The organism is Aurantimonas sp. Leaf443, from assembly GCF_001425575.1.
Taxonomy (GTDB): Bacteria; Pseudomonadota; Alphaproteobacteria; order Rhizobiales; family Rhizobiaceae; genus Leaf443.
Window position 1 is genome coordinate 462,809 of sequence record NZ_LMRD01000006.1, and the last position, 19,538, is coordinate 482,346.

Genomic DNA, 19,538 nt, shown 5'->3' on the forward strand with positions numbered 1-19,538 from the left:
ATAGTCCCGGCCGAATTGGGCCGGGCAGGGTCCTGTGGCGCCGCCGCTGCCGGCTCAGGCGTCGGCAAGGCCGGACGGGCGGAGGATGCGCCCTATCTGCGCGGGCGATGTCCGTCGCCGGCCGGCGGACGAGGCATGTGCCGGGTGTCCTCGGGGCGGCCGCAGGACGACGATGCGAAAGAGAGGTGCGATGTTTCCGAACCGTCTGACCGAAGGCTACAAGTCGTTTCTCGACGGCAGCTTCACCGCGCAGCGCAAGCGCTACCAGACCCTCGCGGAGAAGGGCCAGCGGCCGGAGATCATGATCGTCGGATGCGTCGATTCCCGCGTCTCGCCCGAGGCGATCTTCGACGCGGCGCCGGGCGAGCTTCTCGTGGTGCGCAACGTGGCCAATATCGTGCCGCGCTACGAGCCGGAGAACGAGTTCCAGCACGGCACCAGCGCGGCGCTGGAATTCGGCGTGCAGGCGTTGCGCGTCAAGCACATCGTCGTCCTCGGCCACGCGTCCTGCGGCGGCATCCGCGCCTTTGCCGACGACAACGAGCCCCTGTCGCCGGGCGACTTCATCGGACGCTGGATGTCGCAGATCGCGCCGGCGGCCGAAGTGCTGGGCCCGCGCGGCAAGGACCTGACGCGCGACTACCTGCAGGCGCTGGAATTTGCCTCCGTCGAACTCTCCCTGCGCAATCTCATGACCTTTCCCTGCGTGCGCATCCTCGTGGAGCGCGGCAAGCTGATGCTGCACGGGGCCTATTTCGGCGTCGCGACCGGCGAACTGCTGGTGCGCGATCCCGAGACGGGCGCGTTTTCGGCGATCGCCGAAGGGGCGAATCCGCTGAAGATGATCCGCTGCGAGGAAAGCGACTGACGAGGCGGGCACGGCCGGACGGGACCCCGCGCCGGCCGTGCCCGGCGCCTCTCACGCGGGCGGCGTCGGAGGCGTCGGCAGAGCCTGGTGCTCGTCGGCTTCGGCCGCCGGTGCGACCGGCTCTCGGCCCTGCCTTGCCGTCTCCTCGAGCGCCGAAGCGCGGGCGAGCGCCTCGTCGATGACGAAGAGGCGGATGGCCGAGGAGAGGTTGGTCGCCGTGTCGCGCGCGCCGTCGATCTCGGCGACGAGACCGGCAAGTGGAAGGCCGCGGGCGGCGGCGATGACGCGCAGTCGCTCCCAGAACCGGTCTTCCACGCTGATCGAGGTGCGGTGCCCGCGGATCGACAGCGAGCGCTTCACGATCAAGGACGGTCGAGATCTGTCGGCCGTTCGAGCCGCGATCCCTCGAGGCTCCTGGCGGCACGCTCGCGCTCGATTCGCGCGCTCGACACGGTCTCCTTCGGCAGTCCGTGCGCTATGCGGTTCTCGTCGGCGCGTTTCTCGTCCGCCGCGCGGCGGGCGCGCTTGCGGGCCTGTCGCAGGTTGACGACCTCGCCCATGGCCCGGCTCAGGGCTTCTTGCGGAACGCGTCGAGGGAGACGACCTCGGCGTCCTTCTTGTCCTGCGGCTTGTCGTCGGCCCTGGCCTCCGCGCTCGCCTTCTCCTTGGCGGCGGGCTTGGCCACCGGCAGGCGGGACGGCTTGGCCGCGAGCGCCGGCGCGGGTGCAAGGGCCGGCTTCGGCGCGGGCGCCGCGGAAGGGACTTCGCCGACGCCCTCGGCGCCGCCCACGTTGAACTCCAGCTCGAAGTTCACCGCCGGGTCGTAGAAGCCGCGCACCGCCGAGAAGGGGATGAGCAGGCGCTCGGGAATATCGGAGAAGGAGAGGCCGACCTCGAAGCCGGTGTCGGTGACCTGCAGGTCCCAGTACTGGTGCTGGATGACGATGGTCATCAGCTCGGGATACTTCTCGCGCAGCCGCGAGGAGATCCGCACGCCGGGCGCGGAGGTCAGGAAGGTGATGAAGAAGTGATGCTCGCCGGGAAGGCCCGTCTTGGCGACCTCGCCCAGCACCTTGCGGATGACGCCGCGAAGGGCGTCCTGCGCGAGAACATCGTAACGGATGAGATCCTGGCCCATTGCAATGTCCCGAAGTCTGCTGGTTGCGGATCCGGCCGGACCCGCCTCATGAAAGTGGAGGCTTCTGTTGCCAGGCGCCTCCGAGCCCCGCCTAGAAGTGCGAACCCCTAGGGCTTGATTTGAAGCTATCGCACAGCCTTAGGCTGCGAGACGCGCTTCCGCATAGTTGTCGTTGGCAACTACTTTTTCAGCCCGATAACGGCGGTACAATGCCGAGCAAAAGTCCGATCTTTACGCCCTCGTCGATCCTGCTTCGCCCCCGCCTCAAACGCCCGGCCGGGCGGTTCAGGTGGAGGCGCCGGGTACTGCCCCCGGGTCCGAAAGGTTTATTACATCGGCCGTTTATCGCCATATCCGGCTTGCGCCGGCGAGAGGGAATATAGGGGGTCGCCCTCCCGGTGAAAAGACGCAAAACGCCAGATGCGCGGCTTGTCCGGAAGAATGGCGATGGAGGTCAGGCGCACACAAGTTCGGCGGCCCGTGGCCCGCGTTACGTTTTTGACTCGACTCCCGCCGAACGGCGCGGAATCGATAGGCGACGGCTCGCGGCGGAGCCGCGGTTCGCGATGGCAGAAACTTAACCGATGGGAGGCAGGCTGTTTCGAGGGCAGCCGGAGCCAACATGCAGCAATATCTCGACCTCCTCGACCGCGTCCTAAACAAGGGTACGGTGCGCGGCGACCGCACCGGCACGGGGACGCGCTCGGTCTTCGGCCACCAGATGCGATTCGACCTCGCCGACGGCTTCCCGATGGTGACGACGAAGAAGCTGCACTGGCGCTCCATCGCGCACGAACTCCTCTGGTTCCTGAAGGGCGAGACGAATATCGCCTATCTCAAGACGAACGGCGTGCGGATCTGGGACGAATGGGCCGACGAGAACGGCGATCTGGGACCCGTCTACGGCTCGCAATGGCGCTCCTGGCCGACCTATGACGGTGGCCATATCGACCAGATCGCCAATGTCGTCGACGCGATCCGGGCCAATCCCAACTCGCGCCGGCTGATCGTCTCGGCCTGGAACCCGGCGCTGGTCGACGAGATGGCGCTGCCGCCCTGCCACTGCCTCTTCCAGTTCTACGTCGCGGACGGCCGGCTCTCCTGCCAGCTCTACCAGCGCTCGGGCGACGTCTTCCTCGGCGTGCCCTTCAATATCGCCTCCTACGCCTTGCTGACGCAGATGGTGGCGCATGTGACGGGCCTTAAGCCGGGCGAGTTCGTGCATACGCTCGGCGACACGCATCTCTATCTCAACCATCTCGATCAGGCGCGCCTGCAGCTGACGCGCGCGCCGCTGCCGCTGCCGCGCCTCGTCCTGAACCCGGCGGTAACAGACCTCTTCGACTTCACGTTCGAGGACATCGCCATAGAAGGCTACGAGGCGCATGGGCATATCGCGGCGAAGGTCGCGGTGTGAGCGCCCTTCCGCTGACGGCCGTGGTGGCCTTCGCGCGCAACGGCGTGATCGGCAGGGACGGGGGCATGCCCTGGTCGATCCCGAGCGACTTGAAGTTCTACCGCCAGCGCACGATGGGCAGGCCGATGATCATGGGCGCGACGACGCTGCGCTCCATCGGCCGCGTGCTCGACGGGCGCGACACGATCGTGCTGACGCGCTCGGGCCGCTCGCCCATCGAGGGGGCGGACGTTGCGGCAAGCCGCGACGAGGCGCTGGCGCTGGCCGGCCGCCGCGCGGCCGAGCGCGGCGCCGACGAAATCGTGATCGCCGGAGGAGCGGAGATCTACCGTCTGTTCTGGCCGCTCCTGACCGCGATCGCCGCCACCGTGGTCGAGGCCGAGCCGGACGGGGACACGTTCTTTCCGGCGATCGGGCCGGACGAATGGACGCTGGAGGAGGAGCGCGCTCTGCCGCGCGGACCGCGCGACAGCGCCGCCACCTCGTTCCGCCTCTACGGGCGGCGCGCCTGACGGGCCGCCGCGCGGTGCTTCGGGCCTGAAGAGGAGCGCGCCCGGGCGGAGTAAGCCGTCTTCCTCGGCAAACGTTCACCACGTCGCAGCCCCCGCGCCTGCCAAAACGCCGCCGCGCGTTGAAAGGCCGGAGGGCAATTCCTATAAGGTCTGAGGCCTGCCGCACGGCGGGCGCGGCGTCCGTCCAAAAGCGCCGGTCTCGCTGAGTTCGGAAGGATTTCGATGCCCTGGAGTAATCAGACCGGCAATGGTGGCTGGAAAGGCGGAAGCGGCGGCGGGGGCGGTGGCGGCCCCTGGGGCCAGCGTCCGCAGGGACCCCGTCCGGGCGGGGGCGGCAACTCGCCGGATCTGGAAGACATCCTGCGGCGCGGACAGGATCGGCTGCGACGCGCTCTGCCCGGCGGTGGCGGCGGCGGCGGGCGCGGCGGCTCGGCCGGCGGCGCGGCGATCGTCGGCCTCGTGGTTGCGGGCCTTGCCGTTCTCTGGCTCGTGAAGGCCGTCTACACCGTGCAGCCCGACCAGGTGGGCGTGGAAATGCTCTTCGGCAAGCCGAAGGAGGAACTCTCCGGACCCGGCCTGCACTTCGCCCTCTGGCCCTTCGAGACGGTGGACACCGTGCCGGTGGTGGAAAGCCAGATGGCGATCGGCGCCAACCGGAGCGCCGACAATTCCGGGCTGATGCTCTCGGGCGACCAGAACATCGTCGACGTGCAGTTCGCCGTCCTCTACCAGGTCGAGAATCCGCGCGACTATCTCTTCAATGTCGACGACCCCGTCTCGATGCTGCGGCAGGTGGCCGAGAGCGCGATGCGCGAAGTGGTCGGCCGGCGCCCCGTGCAGGACATCTTCCGCGACGACCGCCAGGGCATCGCCGAGGAGGTGCGCCAGATCGCGCAGGACACGATGAACGCCTATTCCTCTGGCCTTCGCGTGAATGCGATCTCGATCGAGGACGCCGCGCCCCCGCCGCAGGTGGCCGACGCCTTCGACGAGGTTCAGCGCGCCGAGCAGGACGAGGACCGCTTCGTCGAGGAAGCCAACCGCTATCAGAACCAGCAGCTCGGCCGCGCGCAGGGCGAGGCCGCGCAGATCCGCGAGGACGCCGCCGCCTACAAGAACCGCGTCGTGCAGGAGGCCGAGGGTGAGGCCCAGCGCTTCATCTCCGTGCTGACGGAATACGAGAAGGCGCCCGAAGTGACGCGCAAGCGACTGTTCCTGGAGACGATGGAGGGCGTCCTGAAGGATTCCTCCAAGGTCATCGTCGAGGGCGGATCGCAGGCGACGCAGGGCATCGTGCCCTTCCTGCCGCTCGACCGGCTCGGCCAGCGCGCGCCGAACGCCGCGGCGCCGGCCGCCGGACAGGCGGGCCAGGCCGGCCAGGGAGGTACCAACTGATGTCGAACCGTCTCACCGCCGCGCTCGTCGCGGTCGCCGCGGGCGCGGTCGTTCTCTGGAACTCGGTCTTCATCGTCAACGAGAAGGAGCAGGCGATCGTCCTGCGCTTCGGCGAGATCCGCCGCGTCGTCAACGAGCCGGGCCTCTACTTCAAGGTGCCCTTCGGCTTCGCGGGCGCCGACACGGTGCAGATGCTGCCAGACCGGCTCCTGCGCTTCGACCTCGACAATATCCGCGTGCAGGTCTCGGGCGGCAAGTTCTACGAGGTGGACGCGTTCCTCGTCTATTCGATCTCGGACGCCAAGCGCTTCCGCGAGACGGTGTCGGGCTCGATCCCGCAGGCCGAGCAGCGGTTGCGCACGCGCCTCGACGCGGCGCTGCGCCGGGTCTACGGCCTTCGCGGCTTCGAGGCGGCGCTTTCGGACGAGCGCGGCGAGATGATGCGGCAGGTGCGCGACCAGCTTCGCCCCGACGCCGAATCGCTGGGCATCGAGCTCGCCGACGTGCGCATCCGCCGCACGGACCTGACGCAGGAGGTCTCTCAGCAGACCTACGAGCGCATGCAGGCCGAGCGCCTCGCCGAGGCCGAGCGCCTGCGGGCCCGCGGTCAGGTCGCCGCCCGGCAGATCCGCGCCACCGCCGATCGCGGCGCGACGGAGGCCACCGCCAGCGCGCAGCGCGAGTCGGAGATCCTGCAGGGCGAGGGCGATGCGGAACGAAGCCGCATCTATGCCGACGCCTATTCGCGCAACCCGGAATTCTTCGAGTTCTTCCGGTCGATGCGGGCCTATCGCGAGGCACTGGCCAATACCGGAACGACGATGGTGCTTTCGCCGGAGTCGGAGTTCTTCCGGTATTTCAACGACGCGGGCACCGGCAGCCCGAGCGGCGCGGCCGCGCCGGCACCGGTGGGCGCCGAGCCCTCGGCCGCGGCGCCCGCGCCCCTGACAGGCGCGCAGGCTGAGGCGACGGCACCGCTGGCGCAGCCGCAGACGGGCGACCCGGCGACGACGGGCTCGACCACGGCGCCTGCGCAGTAGCCGCGCCGGCCGAGCGCGCCACCAGACAGCGCCCCCGCTCGCCAGATGGCGGCGGGGGCGTTTTCGTGTCGGCCCTTGCGGCCTGTCGTCCCGCCCGGGCCGGCGGCGCTTCGCGGGCACCGAAGCTTCTTGATTCGGACGCTTTTTTCAGGTCCCGTCGAGCTTTACGGATTCGAAGCGTCGAGGCCCCAGACACGAGGGTGCGACGAATCGAGCGACGGGGACAAGCGATGACCGCACGCCTTCTGCGACTGATCCTGCCGACCGTGCTCGCCGCCGCGCTGCCGGCCGCTGGCCTTGGCGGGCTCGCCCTGGCGCAGACGGTCCTGCCGGACGCCGCGCCCGGACAGCCGGGCGCGGCCGCGCCCGCCTCGCCGCCGCAAGGCCAGCCCACGACGCCGGACGGCGCGCCCGCGCCCGAGCTCCTGCCGGCACCTCCGCCGCCGGCGCCCGCGAGCGGCTCCGGCGTCACGGCCGGGGCGCCCGTCGTGCCGCCCCCGCCGGGCCAGACCCAGCACGGGCCGGAATCGGTCGCGGATCTCGCCGAGCCGCTGCTCGACGCCGTCGTCAACATCTCGACCTCGCAGAAGGTCGAGGCGGCCGGGCGCGGCATTCCGAAGCTCGAGGCGCCCGAGGGCTCGCCGCTCCAGGACTTCTTCGACGATCTCCTGAAGGACGAGGACGGCGTCGGCGACAAGCGCGTGCAGTCGCTCGGCTCGGGCTTCGTGCTCGATGCCGCAGCCGGCATCGTCGTCACCAACAACCACGTCATCGCCGATGCCGACGAGATCACCGTCAACTTCGCCGACGGCCACCAACTCGACGCCGAACTCGTCGGCACCGATCCCAAGACCGACATCGCGGTGCTGCGCGTGAAGCCGGACCGGCCGCTGAAGGCGGTGGAGTTCGGCGATTCGGAGCATCTGCGGATCGGCGACTGGGTGATGGCGATCGGCAACCCGTTCGGCCTCGGCGGCTCGGTCTCGGTCGGCATCGTCTCGGCGCGCGGGCGCAACATCAATGCCGGGCCTTACGACAACTTCATCCAGACGGACGCGGCCATCAATCGCGGCAATTCCGGCGGCCCGCTCTTCGACATGCATGGGCGCGTGGTGGGCATCAACACGGCGATCATCTCGCCGACCGGCGGCTCGATCGGCATCGGATTCTCGATCCCCTCCCAGCTCGCCGCCAACGTCGTCGGGCAGTTGCGCGAGTTCGGCGAGACCCGCCGCGGCTGGCTCGGCGTGCGCCTCCAGGCGGTGACCGAGGACATCGCGACCGGCCTCGGCATCGGCGAGGCGCGGGGCGCGGTCGTCATGGGCATCGTGCCGGAAGGGCCCTCCGACAACGGCGCCCTGAAGATCGGCGACGTGATCGTGACCTTCGACGGCAAGCCCATCGCCACCTCCCGCGATCTGCCGCGCGTCGTGGCCGAGACGCCGGTCGGCAAGACCGTCGACGTGACGGTGCTGCGCAAGGCCGACGCCAAGGCGCCCGCGGCCGAAGAGACCGTCCAGGTCACGCTCGGCCGGCTCGAGGACGGCGAGAAGCTGATGGCCGAGAAGGAGGGCGGCGAGGCCGCCGCCGCCGACGCCGCCGAGCCCGCCGAGGGCGCGACCGAACTCCTCGGCATGACCATCGCCGATGTCGACGCCGCGCAGCGCGCCGAGTTCGACCTCGCGGACGACGCGACCGGCGTCGTCGTCACCGCCGTGAAGCCGCAGTCGGCTGCCGCCGAGAAGGGCATCGAGCCCGGCATGATCATCCGCGAGGTGGCGCAGGAAACCGTTTCCACCGCCGCCGAGGTCGCCGAGAAGGTGGAGAAGCTGAAGAGCGACGGCCGCAAGAACGCGCTGTTCCTGCTGGCGGCGAGCGGCGGCGACCTGCGGTTCATCGTGGTGCCCGTGGAATAGGCGGGGCCGCGCGGCCGGTCGGGCGCGCGCGTGATGCCGTCGGCGCCGTCCGGCCCGATCAGTCCACGAAGTCGGAGCGACGGTAGCCCTGGACGAAGAGGAGCGCGGTGAGGTCGCCGTGGTCGACGCGGTGCGGGGCGCGGGCGGCGACGGAGGGCTTGGCGTGACAGGCGATGCCGGTGCCGGCGGCGAGCAGCATGGGCAGGTCGTTGGCCCCGTCTCCGACTGCGAGCGCGTCGGCCGGGGTGAGGCCGAGGCGGGTCGAGATCTGGTCGAGCGCGTCGACCTTGGCCGCGGCGCCCAGGATCGGTTCGGCGACGGTGCCGGTGAGCGTGCCGTCTCTGCCGTGAAGGATATTGGCGCGCGTCTCGTGGAAGCCGATCATCGCCGCGATGGGGCCGGTGAAGGCGGTGAAGCCGCCCGAGACCAGCGCGGTATGGGCGCCTTTGGCGCGCATCGTGGCGACGAGCGTGCGCCCGCCCGGCATCAGCGTGATGCGCTCGGCGATGACGGCCTCGATGGTGGATTCGGGCAGGCCGGCGAGGAGGGCGACACGTTCTCGCAGCGCCGGCTCGAAATCGATCTCGCCGTTCATCGCCCGCGCCGTGATGGCGGCGACCTGATCCTTCAGGCCGAGCACGGCGGCCAGTTCGTCGATACATTCCTGCTCGATCATGGTGGAGTCCATGTCGGCGATGAGAAAGCGCTTGCGCCGGCCGGCGGCCTCCTGCACCACGCAGTCGAAGCCATGGGTCGCGGCGATCCCGGCGGCGCGTTCGCGCGATGCGGCGTCGGCCGGGCCCGGCAAGGGCAGATCGCAGGCCTTGGCCTCGTCCAGCCAGTCGGCGGCGTCCGGCCGGGCGCCGAGGGCCTCCGCGACGGCCGCCACGGCGTCCATGGCGAGATCCGGGCCGGCGGGCGCAGCGACGAGGGTGGCGACGTACATGGGTCGGAGCGCTTTCTGACATGGCGGGCTGGAAGGCGATCCTGATAGCCGGGCCGACGGCGAGCGGCAAGTCCGGCCTGGCGCTGGATCTGGCGCGACGGCTCGGCGGCACGGTGGTGAACGCCGATTCGCTGCAGGTCTACGAGGACCTGTCGATCCTGACAGCGCGCCCGACCCCGGCGGATCTCTCGGCCGCGCCCCATCGCCTCTATGGCCATGTGAAGCCCGAAGAGCCCTATTCCGCCGGCCGCTACCGGCGCGAGGTGGCGGCGCTGTTGCCGCCGCTGGAGGCCGGCGGCTCGCTGCCGATCCTCTGCGGTGGAACGGGCCTGTATTTCAAGGCCTTGCTCGGGCTTCTCGATGCGATGCCGGACGTGCCTGACGCGATACGCGAATCCTGGCGCGCCCGGCTCGCCGCCGAGGGCGCGCCGGCGCTGCACGGCGTTCTCGCCGAGCGCGATCCGGCCAGCGCGGCGCGCATCGATCCGGCGGACGGCCAGCGCATCGCGCGGGCACTGGAGGTCGGCGAGGCCGCGGGGCGGCCGATGAGCGCGCTCACCACCGGCACCGGCGAATCGCTGCTGCGCGAAGACGACTGCCTGAAGATCGTGCTGACGCCAGAGCGCGAGCTCCTGCGCCGGCGCATCGCCGCGCGCTTCGACGCGATGCTGGACGCCGGCGCCATGGAGGAGGCGGCGGCCTTCCGCGCGCGACACGGCATCCTGCCGGGTTCGAGCGCGCGGAAGGCCATCGGCCTTTCCGAACTCTGCGCGGCGATCGACGGCGCGATGTCGCCGGCCGAGGCGCGCGAGCGCTCGATCGTGCGCAGCCGGCAATATGCCAAGCGGCAGGAGACCTGGTTCCGCCACCAGTTCGGGGCGCACTGGCTGCGGCTGGACCCGGCCGACGCGCTCGACATCGCCCTCGCAGCCTTCGCCGCCGGGCCTTCGCCGAATGTCGAAGGCGAAACGCCCCGATCGCAGCGCTAGGCGACGTCCCGGAACTTCGTTCGGTGCCCGGCGTATTGTCCGCAGGGGCGCAGACGGGGGAAGACGCATGACCAGCATTCAAGGCCAGGTCGGGAACCATCACGACTGGATGCGGGGCGCGGCGAAGGCCGGCTATGCCGCGCGCGGGATCGTGTTCCTCATCATCGGCTTCTTCTCGTTCAAGGCGGCTTACGCAACGGGCCGCCCCATGGGCGAGCGCGACGCGCTGGACGAGATCGCCCGCCAGCCGCTCGGGCAGTTCGTCATCTTCGTCCTCGTCGCCGCGCTGTTCGCCTTCGCGCTGTGGCGTCTGGCGCAGGCCGTCATGGACATCGACCGTCACGGCAAGGGCGCCAAGGGTCTCGTCATCCGCGCCGGACTGCTGGCGAGCGCCGTCACCTATGCCGCGCTCGCCGTCTACGCCGCCTCCGCCACGATCGGCCTTGCGACGGGCGGGGGCGGGACGGGCGGCGAGATGGTCGCCAAGGCCTATCGTGCCGGCTACGGCCAGTGGATCACCTATGCGATCGCCCTGGCGATGGCGGGGGCGGGGGCCGCCCACATGGTGAAGGGCATCCGCGCCGGGTTCGAGAAATACATGACGATCCCGCCCGAGCGCCGGGCCTGGCTGAAGCCGGTCTGCCAATTCGGCCTCATCGCGCGCGGGGTGACCTTCTTCATCCTGGCCGGCCTTCTCGTGACCGGCGCCGAGAGCTACGGCGGCGAGAAAGCGCCGGGGCTCGAAGACGTCCTCGGCACCATGGCGGACTGGTCCTCCGGCTGGCTTCTTCTCTCCCTGACGGGCCTCGGCCTGATGGCCTTCGGCGCCTACGCGATCGCCGAGGCGCATTACCGGCGCATCCCCGTGGAAAAGATCGTCTGAACGCGGGCGGCTGCGGCGATGCGCGGCGCGATTGACGGGGGCGGCGGACGGCGCTATCGTCCGCGCCATGTCGATCCGCACCACCCTCATTCTCGTAAGATTGCGCACACGCGAGACGGTCTAGGAACCGTCCGGCGAAAGCCATCGTGTGCGCAGACCAAAGGGCCCTCAGAGGCCCTTTTTTGTTGCCTTCGACACCCCATTCCCCGCGAGCCAGCCGGCACCCAAGACCGGGCCAGGAAACGAACGGAAGAGCGATGACACCGCAGACCGGACAACGTGAAATGACGGGCGCCGAAATGGTCGTCCAGGCGCTGAGGGACAATGGCGTCACCGACATCTTCGGCTATCCCGGCGGCGCGGTTCTGCCGATCTACGACGAGCTGTTCCAGCAGGAGGATATCCGGCACATCCTGGTGCGCCACGAGCAGGGCGCGGGCCACGCGGCCGAGGGCTATGCGCGCTCCACCGGCAAGCCGGGCGTCATGCTCGTCACCTCCGGTCCGGGGGCGACGAACGCCGTGACCCCGCTGCAGGACGCGCTGATGGATTCCATCCCGCTCGTCTGCATCTCCGGCCAGGTGCCGACCAGCCTCATCGGTTCCGACGCCTTCCAGGAATGCGACACGGTCGGGATCACGCGGCCCTGCACCAAGCACAACTGGCTGGTGAAGGACGTCAACGACCTGTCGCGCATCCTGCACGAGGCCTTCCATGTCGCCACGACCGGCCGCCCGGGCCCCGTCGTCGTCGATGTTCCGAAGGACGTCCAGTTCGCGACCGGCCTCTACACGCCCCCGCCGGCGAATGCCACCCACGAGAGCTACCGTCCCAGGCTCGACGGCGATCCGCGCGCCATCGCGGCGGCCGTCGAGATGCTGGCCGGCGCCAAGCGCCCGATCATCTATTCGGGCGGCGGCGTCATCAATTCGGGACCGGAGGCGACGGCGCTCCTGCGCGAGCTCGTCGCGGCGACGGGCTTCCCGATCACCTCGACGCTGATGGGGCTCGGCGCCTATCCCGCCTCGGGCGAGAACTGGCTCGGCATGCTCGGCATGCACGGGACCTACGAGGCCAATCTCGCCATGCATGGCTGCGACGTGATGCTGTGCGTCGGCGCGCGCTTCGACGACCGCATCACCGGGCGCCTGACGGCCTTCTCGCCGAACTCGCGCAAGATCCACATCGACATCGACCCGTCCTCCATCAACAAGACGGTGCATGTCGACCTGCCGATCATCGGCGATGTCGGCCACGTCCTGAAGGACCTCGTCGCCGGCGTGAAGGCGGAGGGCACGCGTTTCGAGCGCGAGGCCATCGCGCCCTGGTGGAGCGAGATCCGCACCTGGCGGGCGCGCAAGTGCCTCTCCTACAAGCCGAGCCGCGACGTCATCATGCCGCAATTCGCCGTCCAGCGCCTCTACGAGGCGACCAAGGACCGCGAGACCTACATCTCGACGGAGGTCGGCCAGCACCAGATGTGGGCCGCGCAGTTCTACGGCTTCGAGGCGCCGAACCGCTGGCTGACGTCGGGCGGTCTGGGCACGATGGGCTACGGCCTGCCGGCCTCGATCGGCGCGGCCATCGCCCATCCCGACGCGCTCTCCGTCTGCATCGCGGGCGACGCGTCCGTGCTGATGAACATGCAGGAGATGTCGACGGCGGTGCAGCACGGCGCCAACGTCAAGATCTTCATCCTGAACAACCAGTATATGGGCATGGTGCGCCAGTGGCAGCAGCTGCTGCACGGCAACCGCCTGTCGCATTCCTACACCGAGGCGCTGCCGGACTTCGTCAAGCTCGCCGAGGCCTATGGCGGGCATGGCATCCGCTGCGAGAAGCCGGACGAGCTGGACGACGCCATCGCCGAGATGCTCGCGGTGGACAAGCCCGTGCTCTTCGACTGCCGCGTCGCCAATCTCGCCAACTGCTTCCCGATGATCCCGAGCGGCAAGGCCCATAACGAGATCCTGCTGCCTGACGAGGCGACGGACGAGGCGGTCGCCACCGCGATCGATGCCAAGGGCAAGGCACTGGTGTAGGATCGACCATCGGCGCGCCCTTCGCGGCGCGCCGGCCTTCATCCAGGATGCGAGGTGGCCCGTGAACGTCATGATCAGAATATCGGCGGGCGGTTCGGTCGAAATCCCGCGGACTGTCCGGGAGGCTTGCGGCTGGGAGGCCGGCACGGAACTCGAGCTCGTCACGCATGGAACGGAGGTCGTCCTGAGAGCGGCTCCCCAAACGCGGCAGGAGCGCTTCCCGCCGGTGACGATGGAGGAATTCCTCGCGCGGCGGCCGCGATACACGGGTCCGCCGGTCAGCGATGCGGAGATGAACGAGGCTATCTTGGACGAGGCGAGGCGGCGTTGGGATGAAAAGATGGGCGGTTGACACGAACATCCTCGTCCGACTTCTCGTGAAAGACGACCCTGTTCAACTCGAGAAGGTGATCGGAGCCCTGGCCGAAGGCGTATTCGTGGTTCAAACGACGGTTCTCCTGGAAACCGAATGGGTTCTGCGAGGCGTCTACGGTTACGGACGAAGCGATATCGCGACGGCCCTCGCCGATCTTCTCTCCCTGCCGGACATCCATTTCGTTGAGGAAGCCAGGATCATGGCGGCGGTGAGCATGCATACACGGGGAATGGATTTCGCCGACGCCCTTCATCTGGCTGGTGACCACCACGCCGACGCGTTTCTTACCTTCGACCGGCATCTCGCCAAGCGTGCGCTCCGGAACGGCTCCACCGTTCCGGTCAGACTGCTTTAAACCATCCATCGAGCATCGAGACCAATGAACCAGCCCATCCAGCCGCCGGCCTCGGCCTATTTCATCACCGAGGAGAAGGAGAAGCCCAAGCCGCGCACGCTGTCGATCCTCGTCGACAACGAGCCGGGCGTGCTTGCCCGCGTCATCGGCCTCTTTTCCGGCCGCGGCTACAATATCGAGAGCCTGACCGTCTCGGAGACCGAGCACGAGAAGCACCTGTCGCGCATCACCATCGTGACGCGCGGGACGCCGCATGTGGTGGACCAGATCAAGAGCCAGCTCGACCGTATCGTGCCGGTGCACCGCGTGATCGACCTGACGCGCGCCGCCGATCAGGACGGGGAAAGCGGCCCGATCGAGCGCGAGCTCGCGATCGTGAAGGTCGCGGGCACGGGCGATGCGCGGGTCGAAGCGCTGCGCATCGCCGACGTGTTCCGCGCCAAGGTGATCGACACCTCGACGGAGCATTTCGTCTTCGAGGTGACGGGCCGGACCTCGAAGATCGACAAGTTCGTCTCGATCATGCAGCCGATCGGCCTCGTCGAGATCTGCCGCACGGGCGTCTCGGCGCTCGCGCGCGGCGCTTCCGCCATGTGACCTTCGAGAGGCGGGCTGCGCCTAGACCGGCCCGCCCGTCTCCTCCTCCTCGAAGCTGACGGCGACGTCGCCATTGGCGGAGAGGCGCACCCTGTCGCCTTCGACCTCGGCGACGAGGCCGAGCGGGATGAAATGGTGATGGCCCTTGTGGTGGCCCTCGCCGCTGTCCTTGCGCGTCAGCTTGATGCGCTGGCCCACCACCCGGTCCACCGTGCCGACATGCACGCCGTCGGCGCCGATGACGTCCATATGTTCGCGAATTGCCGCCGTGTCGCTCATCTCGTCTCTCCTTGGGTTCTCCGTCGAGAACGCGAGGGGGAGAAGATGGATGCAAATGTTCGCCCTTCCCGTTCCCCCGTCCGCTGCCAAGGCGATCCCATGACCCCCGACACGTTCCTGGCGCTTCTCGCCTTCGCCTTCGTCTCTTCCGTCACGCCCGGTCCCAACAACCTGATGCTGCTGGCCTCCGGCGTCAATTTCGGGCTGCGGCGCACCGTGCCGCACATGATCGGCATCGCGGGTGGCTTCTGCGTGCTGCTTCTGGCGGTCGGGTTCGGGCTCGGCGCGCTGCTGACGGCGGTGCCGGCGCTGCACACGGCGCTGAAGATCGCCGGCGGCGCCTATCTTCTCTATCTGGCTTGGAAGATCGCGATGTCGCGCGGGATCTCGGATCGCGAGGCGGGCGAGCGGCCGATGCGGTTCCTGGAGGCCGCCGCCTTCCAGTGGGTGAACCCGAAGGCCTGGGTGATGGCGGTGACCGCGATGGCCATCTACACGGATGCCGACCATCCGTTCGCGAGCGTCGTGCTCGTTGCGCTCGCCTTCACCCTCGTCAACCTGCCGAGCGTGTCGGTCTGGGCGGGATTCGGCGTCGTGCTGCGCCAGTTCCTCGCCGATCCCGTGCGGCTGAAATGGTTCAACGTCGCGATGGGCGTCCTTCTGGCGCTGACGCTCATCCCGCTCTTGCGCTGAGGCGGCCGGTGGCCGGTCCGCCGCGGGCCGTTTCGGGTCGATCGATCAGGCGGGGATCTCGTCGATCCAGACCTTGAAGTCGGAAAGGAGGTTGCTGCCGAACGTATGCGTCAGCGGCACGTCCGCCGCGTCGCGCCCGTAGGCGACGAGGATGCGGCCGAAGCGCACGTCGTTGTTGCGGGGATCGAAGGTCCACCAGCGCCCGCCGAGATAGACCTCCATCCAGGCCGCGAAATCCATCGTGGCATAGGGAGGGGGCAGGCCGACATCGCTGATATAGCCCGTGCAGTAGCGCGTCGGGATGTTCATGCAGCGGCAGAGCGTGACGGCGAGATGGGTGAAGTCGCGGCAAACGCCGACGCCTTCGTTAAAGGCCTCGAAGGCGGTGCGCGTCGCCCGCGAGTGATTGTAGCCGAAGGTGATGTGGTTGTGCACGAAGTCGCAGATGGCCTGGACGCGGCCCCAGCCGGGATTGGTGTGCCCGAACAGGCGCCAGGCCTCCTGCATCAGGAGATCGGTCTCGCAGTAGCGGCTGCCGAGGAGAAAGACCAGCGTGTCCGAAGGCAGGTCCTCGACCGGGTGCTGGATGGCGTCCAGCCCGACCGGATCGGAGAAGCCGTCATAGTGGATGATGCCGTCGGTGCGCAGGCGGAACGGGCCGGCGGGGGCCACGACGCGGTTGCACCAGTTGCCGAAACTGTCGCGATAGCTGGTGATGGGCACGGCGGGCGTCGTCGTCAGGTAGTCCGGCCTCTCGAAATTGCCGAACTGCGAGAAGTGCACGTTCAGCATGACGATCATCGGTGTCGGCACCGAGAAGTCGTAGGAGAGTTCGCAGCCCAGTCGCAGTCTCATGCTCGTGCCGCTCCGGGAGCGCCGCGCATCCACCGGGATACGCAAGAGACGCTCCGATCTGTCGTCGCCGCGCCTCCGGCCTTGCCGCCGATGCCGGCGGTTCGACCAGGGCCTGCGCGGGGCGATGCCCGGCCTTGCTCGCGTCTCGCTTGCAAGGCGCGCCGTCGCCCCTCCTTTCGTGCATCGCAGATTTCACGCTCGAACACGATGGGGCAAGCCCGAGAATCGACGCATCGCACAACGATTGTGACGCGCGTGCGAACAGGGGTCCAGACCGCCGGAGCAGGCGGCCGGCGCTGGCGGGGACGGACGCTTTTGCCTAAGACCATGGCGAAGACCGAAGCCTGATCCGCCAAACGCGGGGCAGGGCCCGTCGAGGCGGCCGGCGAAGAGGCACAGCGCGTGAAGCTCTCACCCCAACAGGACCAGGCGTTGATGGCCGTCGCCAACTGGCTGGAGGCGGGCGACACGCCGGTCTTCCGCCTGTTCGGCTATGCGGGCACCGGCAAGACCACGCTGGCGCGCCATTTCGCGGACGGCATCGACGGTGCGGTGCAGTTCGCGGCCTTCACCGGCAAGGCCGCCCAGGTGCTGCGCTCCAAGGGCGCCAAGAGCGCGCGCACGATCCATTCCCTGATCTACCGCCCGCGCGGCGAGGAGACGGTGGCGGACGAGACGAGCGGCACGAGCCGCATCTCGCCGACCTTCTCGCTCAACCGCCAGAGCCCCGTCGCCAAGGCCAAGCTCGTCGTGGTGGACGAATGTTCCATGGTGGACGAGGCGCTGGGGCGCGATCTCATGAGCTTCGGCACGCCGATCCTCGTTCTCGGCGATCCCGGCCAGCTGCCCCCGGTCTCGGGCGGGGGCTTCTTTACGGAGGCCGAGCCCGATTTTCTCCTGACGGAGGTGCATCGGCAGGCGCGCGACAACCCGATCCTCGATCTCGCCCTGCAGGTGCGCGAAGGGCGCGAGCTGGTGCTCGGCGACTACGGCAAGGCGCGGGTCATCACCAAGCGGCAGGTGGAGCAGGAGGCCGTGCTGGCGGCGGACCAGGTCCTCGTCGGCACCAACCGCACCCGCCGGCGCTACAATGCGCGGCTGCGCGAGCTGAAGGGCTTCGAGGGGCCGCTGCCGCTGGCCGGCGACAAGCTCGTCTGCCTGCGCAACGATCCCGCCAAGGGCCTGCTCAACGGCTCGCTGTGGAAGGTGATGACGGCCTCGCGCGAGACCGTGAAGCCCGGCGTGAACCTCATCGTGAAGCCGGACGACGACGACATCGACCAGGGCGCGGCGAAGATCCGGCTCCTGAAGGCGGCTTTCGAAGACCCGGACGCCGAGGTGCCCTGGGCGACGAAGAAGCGATTCGACGATTTCGACTTCGGCTACGCGCTGACGGTCCACAAGGCGCAGGGCTCGCAGTGGAACGACGTGATGCTCTTCGACGAGAGCTTCGCCTTCCGCGAGACGCGCGAGCGCTGGCTCTACACGGCGGTGACGCGGGCGGCCGAGACGCTGACGATCGTCAAATAGGGTGGCTGCCGCGAGATCGCTCGGATGCTTCGGACGCCGCACATGCGAAGGCCCGCGATCGCGAGATCGCGGGCCTTCGGTTTCGTGACGGGGCGAACCGTCAGCAGCCGGTGGCGGAGAGCGTGGCGGCCCGGCCCTCGATGCCGTCGAGCTTGACCATGCAGCCGCCCCCGACATCGGCGGAGGCGCCGCTCTCGATCGTCTGGCGGCCCGCGCCGACGACGTAGATCGTCGCGGCATTGTCGGCGACGCCGGAGAGGAACACCGTCTTCTCGCCGAGCTTCAGCGTCTGGCCGGTCTCGATCGTGCCGCCATTGCCGCCGGCAGGAGCGGCGGCGGCGGGAGCTGCGGCGGGCGCCGCAGGGGCGGCCGGCGCCGGTGCGGCGGCCGGTGCCGCGGGAGCCGCGGCGGGCGCGGCGGGCGCGGCCGCAGGTGCTGCCGCCTGTGCCGGTGCGGCACCCTCGCTCGGGGCCGCGTCGGCGGCGGCGGCGCCGCAGCCGGTCGACGACAGCGTCGCCACGCCGTCCGCCACGCTGTCCACTTTCACGGTGCAGCCATTGCCGGCATCGTAGGTCGCCCCGGTCTCGACCGTCTTGCGGTTGCCCGCCTTGCCGCCCGCCGGGAACAGCGTCACGCCGTTCTGCGAGACGCCGGAGACGAAGAGCCGCGTCTCGCCGAAGGAGGCCGTCTGTCCGATGCCGACCGTGGCGACAGTGCCGCCGGCGGCCGGAGCGGCCGGAGCGGCGGCTGGTGCCGCTGCGGCCGGAGGCGCCGCCGGCGCGGCTGCCGGCGTTGAGGCCGAAGCGGCCGCGCCGCAGCCTTCAGGCTTCAGGAAGGCGAGGCCCTGCGCGACGCCGGCGAGCGTGACGCTGCAGCCGGTGCCGACCTCAAGCGAACTGCCGGTCGCGACTTCCGAGCCCGCCGCGCCGCCGGTGCCGAGCGTGGCACCCGTGGCCGAGAGGGCCGAGAGGGTGACGGTCGATCCGCCGAAGATGGCGGACTGGCCGGGCACGAGGATCGCGCCGCCGCTGCCGACGGTGCCGACCAGGGCCGCGACGTCGCCGCCCGCCGGAGCTGCTGCGGCCGGCGCCGGCGCCGGCGCCGGTGCTGCCGCCTGCATGGCCTGAAGCTGCGCGGCGAGCGCGTCGAGCTTGGCGACGACCTGCGGGTCGCTGGCCGGGGCCGCCGGCGCGGGGGCCGGAGCGGCCGCCTCGGCCTTCACGCTCGCGTCGACCGCATCGATCTTGGCGCCGAGATCGGCGATCGCCTGGGCCGTGCCCGTATCGGCCGGCGGCGCGCCGAGCGTCGCCACCTTCTCGTCGATCCGCCCGAGCGTGCCGCGCACTTCGTCGACGCGGCTGACGATCTCGTCGCGCGCGTCGTCAACGTCCGGTCCCATCCACCATCCGATCAGGATGCCGACGAAGCCCGCGACGATGAGAGGTATGAATTTCGATCCGCCCATGGAAAATCCTCCGCATGGTGCTCCCCACCACAATGGCGGCAAGGGAATAGCCCGATCCCGGGAGTGTCAACACGACCTTCGTCCCGATCTCCCGCACCCCTTCGTGATCTCCACGCCAAGCCTTTGTTCCGGTTACAGGAAGGCAGGGCAAAGATTTGCCGCGGCGCGAGAGGGGCGGGTGGCCTGGCTTCGCATCTGCAGCAGGACCGTTAGCCCTTCCGTCTCCCTGCGATGCGAACGGG

The 19,538-nt window shown here is 69.4% G+C and carries 21 protein-coding genes and 1 other RNA gene; 14 read left to right on the forward strand and 8 right to left on the reverse strand.

The genetic code is table 11. From position 1 onward, the window contains the following. Positions 1–190: 190 nt before the first annotated feature. Positions 191–868 (forward strand): carbonic anhydrase, encoded by a 678-nt coding sequence (locus ASG48_RS06815; protein WP_055847069.1) that lies wholly within the window; start codon positions 191–193, stop codon positions 866–868. Between the two features lie 51 nt (positions 869–919). Here ASG48_RS06815 and ASG48_RS06820 read toward each other — a convergent pair whose 3' ends face one another. The 4 genes from ASG48_RS06820 to ssrA form a co-directional block, all read right to left on the reverse strand. Continuing rightward, on the reverse strand, positions 920–1,228 hold the full coding sequence (locus ASG48_RS06820) for a ribbon-helix-helix domain-containing protein (RefSeq protein ID WP_348271124.1): 309 nt from the start codon (positions 1,226–1,228) through the stop codon (positions 920–922). Positions 1,229–1,230: 2 nt separating this feature from the next. Continuing rightward, complete coding sequence (locus ASG48_RS06825) at positions 1,231–1,428, reverse strand: DUF4169 family protein (RefSeq protein WP_055847070.1); 198 nt, start codon at positions 1,426–1,428, stop codon at positions 1,231–1,233. A gap of 8 nt (positions 1,429–1,436) precedes the next feature. Continuing rightward, a complete protein-coding gene (locus tag ASG48_RS06830; protein ID WP_055847073.1) occupies positions 1,437–2,006 on the reverse strand; it encodes an SspB family protein in 570 nt (189 codons plus the stop codon). 53 nt (positions 2,007–2,059) lie between these two features. After that, positions 2,060–2,415: a transfer-messenger RNA gene (gene ssrA, locus ASG48_RS17850) on the reverse strand. A 213-nt stretch (positions 2,416–2,628) separates the two neighbouring features. Here ssrA and ASG48_RS06835 point away from each other — a divergent pair. The 5 genes from ASG48_RS06835 to ASG48_RS06855 all read left to right on the forward strand — a co-directional run bounded on the left by ASG48_RS06835 (position 2,629) and on the right by ASG48_RS06855 (position 8,286). Then, positions 2,629–3,423, forward strand: a complete 795-nt coding sequence (locus ASG48_RS06835; RefSeq protein ID WP_055847076.1) for a thymidylate synthase — start codon at positions 2,629–2,631, stop codon at positions 3,421–3,423. Continuing rightward, positions 3,420–3,935 (forward strand): dihydrofolate reductase, encoded by a 516-nt coding sequence (locus ASG48_RS06840; RefSeq protein ID WP_055847078.1) that lies wholly within the window; start codon positions 3,420–3,422, stop codon positions 3,933–3,935. Before ASG48_RS06835 ends, ASG48_RS06840 begins: the two co-directional genes overlap by 4 nt. Before the next feature lie 222 nt (positions 3,936–4,157). Further along, positions 4,158–5,330 carry an FtsH protease activity modulator HflK gene (gene hflK / locus ASG48_RS06845; protein WP_055847081.1) on the forward strand — a complete coding sequence of 391 codons (1,173 nt, stop codon included), beginning with the start codon at positions 4,158–4,160 and terminating at the stop codon, positions 5,328–5,330. Then, on the forward strand, positions 5,330–6,370 hold the full coding sequence (locus ASG48_RS06850; protein WP_055847083.1) for a protease modulator HflC: 1,041 nt from the start codon (positions 5,330–5,332) through the stop codon (positions 6,368–6,370). Before hflK ends, ASG48_RS06850 begins: the two co-directional genes overlap by 1 nt. A 230-nt stretch (positions 6,371–6,600) precedes the next feature. Beyond that, entirely contained in the window at positions 6,601–8,286 is a 1,686-nt protein-coding gene (locus ASG48_RS06855) for a Do family serine endopeptidase (RefSeq protein ID WP_055847086.1), read from the forward strand. A 58-nt stretch (positions 8,287–8,344) separates the two neighbouring features. On the opposite strand, the gene serB is transcribed toward ASG48_RS06855, so the two are convergent. Then, positions 8,345–9,232, reverse strand: coding sequence for a phosphoserine phosphatase SerB (gene serB / locus ASG48_RS06860; RefSeq protein WP_055847089.1), 888 nt, complete (start codon positions 9,230–9,232; stop codon positions 8,345–8,347). A gap of 20 nt (positions 9,233–9,252) precedes the next feature. Here serB and miaA point away from each other — a divergent pair, with 20 nt between their 5' ends. From miaA to ilvN, 6 genes are all read left to right on the forward strand, one after another. Further along, entirely contained in the window at positions 9,253–10,221 is a 969-nt protein-coding gene (miaA, locus tag ASG48_RS06865) for a tRNA (adenosine(37)-N6)-dimethylallyltransferase MiaA (RefSeq protein WP_055847091.1), read from the forward strand. A gap of 67 nt (positions 10,222–10,288) precedes the next feature. Then, a complete protein-coding gene (locus ASG48_RS06870) occupies positions 10,289–11,104 on the forward strand; it encodes a DUF1206 domain-containing protein (RefSeq protein ID WP_055847094.1) in 816 nt (271 codons plus the stop codon). Positions 11,105–11,361: 257 nt separating this feature from the next. Continuing rightward, on the forward strand, positions 11,362–13,146 hold the full coding sequence (locus ASG48_RS06875; protein WP_244486794.1) for an acetolactate synthase 3 large subunit: 1,785 nt from the start codon (positions 11,362–11,364) through the stop codon (positions 13,144–13,146). A 61-nt stretch (positions 13,147–13,207) separates the two neighbouring features. Continuing rightward, the gene (locus tag ASG48_RS06880) at positions 13,208–13,498 is read left to right on the forward strand and encodes an AbrB/MazE/SpoVT family DNA-binding domain-containing protein (RefSeq protein WP_156381485.1); all 291 of its coding nucleotides are present in this window, start codon (positions 13,208–13,210) and stop codon (positions 13,496–13,498) included. Positions 13,499–13,523: 25 nt separating this feature from the next. Next, the gene (locus tag ASG48_RS06885; protein ID WP_162243910.1) at positions 13,524–13,877 is read left to right on the forward strand and encodes a type II toxin-antitoxin system VapC family toxin; all 354 of its coding nucleotides are present in this window, start codon (positions 13,524–13,526) and stop codon (positions 13,875–13,877) included. A 24-nt stretch (positions 13,878–13,901) separates the two neighbouring features. Beyond that, positions 13,902–14,474: an acetolactate synthase small subunit gene (ilvN, locus tag ASG48_RS06890; protein ID WP_055847112.1), complete on the forward strand. Its 573-nt coding sequence runs from the start codon at positions 13,902–13,904 to the stop codon at positions 14,472–14,474. A 21-nt stretch (positions 14,475–14,495) separates the two neighbouring features. Here ilvN and ASG48_RS06895 read toward each other — a convergent pair whose 3' ends face one another. Next, entirely contained in the window at positions 14,496–14,753 is a 258-nt protein-coding gene (locus ASG48_RS06895; RefSeq protein WP_055847115.1) for a DUF2171 domain-containing protein, read from the reverse strand. 99 nt (positions 14,754–14,852) lie between these two features. Between ASG48_RS06895 and ASG48_RS06900 the strand changes: the two genes are divergently transcribed. Then, positions 14,853–15,446, forward strand: a complete 594-nt coding sequence (locus ASG48_RS06900) for a LysE family translocator (RefSeq protein ID WP_055847118.1) — start codon at positions 14,853–14,855, stop codon at positions 15,444–15,446. A 45-nt stretch (positions 15,447–15,491) separates the two neighbouring features. On the opposite strand, the gene ASG48_RS06905 is transcribed toward ASG48_RS06900, so the two are convergent. After that, positions 15,492–16,301 carry a transglutaminase family protein gene (locus ASG48_RS06905; RefSeq protein WP_055847120.1) on the reverse strand — a complete coding sequence of 270 codons (810 nt, stop codon included), beginning with the start codon at positions 16,299–16,301 and terminating at the stop codon, positions 15,492–15,494. Positions 16,302–16,703: 402 nt separating this feature from the next. Here ASG48_RS06905 and ASG48_RS06910 point away from each other — a divergent pair, with 402 nt between their 5' ends. Next, entirely contained in the window at positions 16,704–17,831 is a 1,128-nt protein-coding gene (locus ASG48_RS06910; protein WP_055847123.1) for an ATP-dependent RecD-like DNA helicase, read from the forward strand. 100 nt (positions 17,832–17,931) lie between these two features. Here ASG48_RS06910 and ASG48_RS18530 read toward each other — a convergent pair whose 3' ends face one another. After that, positions 17,932–19,296, reverse strand: coding sequence for a hypothetical protein (locus ASG48_RS18530; RefSeq protein WP_055847125.1), 1,365 nt, complete (start codon positions 19,294–19,296; stop codon positions 17,932–17,934). Between the last annotated feature and the right edge of the window lie 242 nt (positions 19,297–19,538).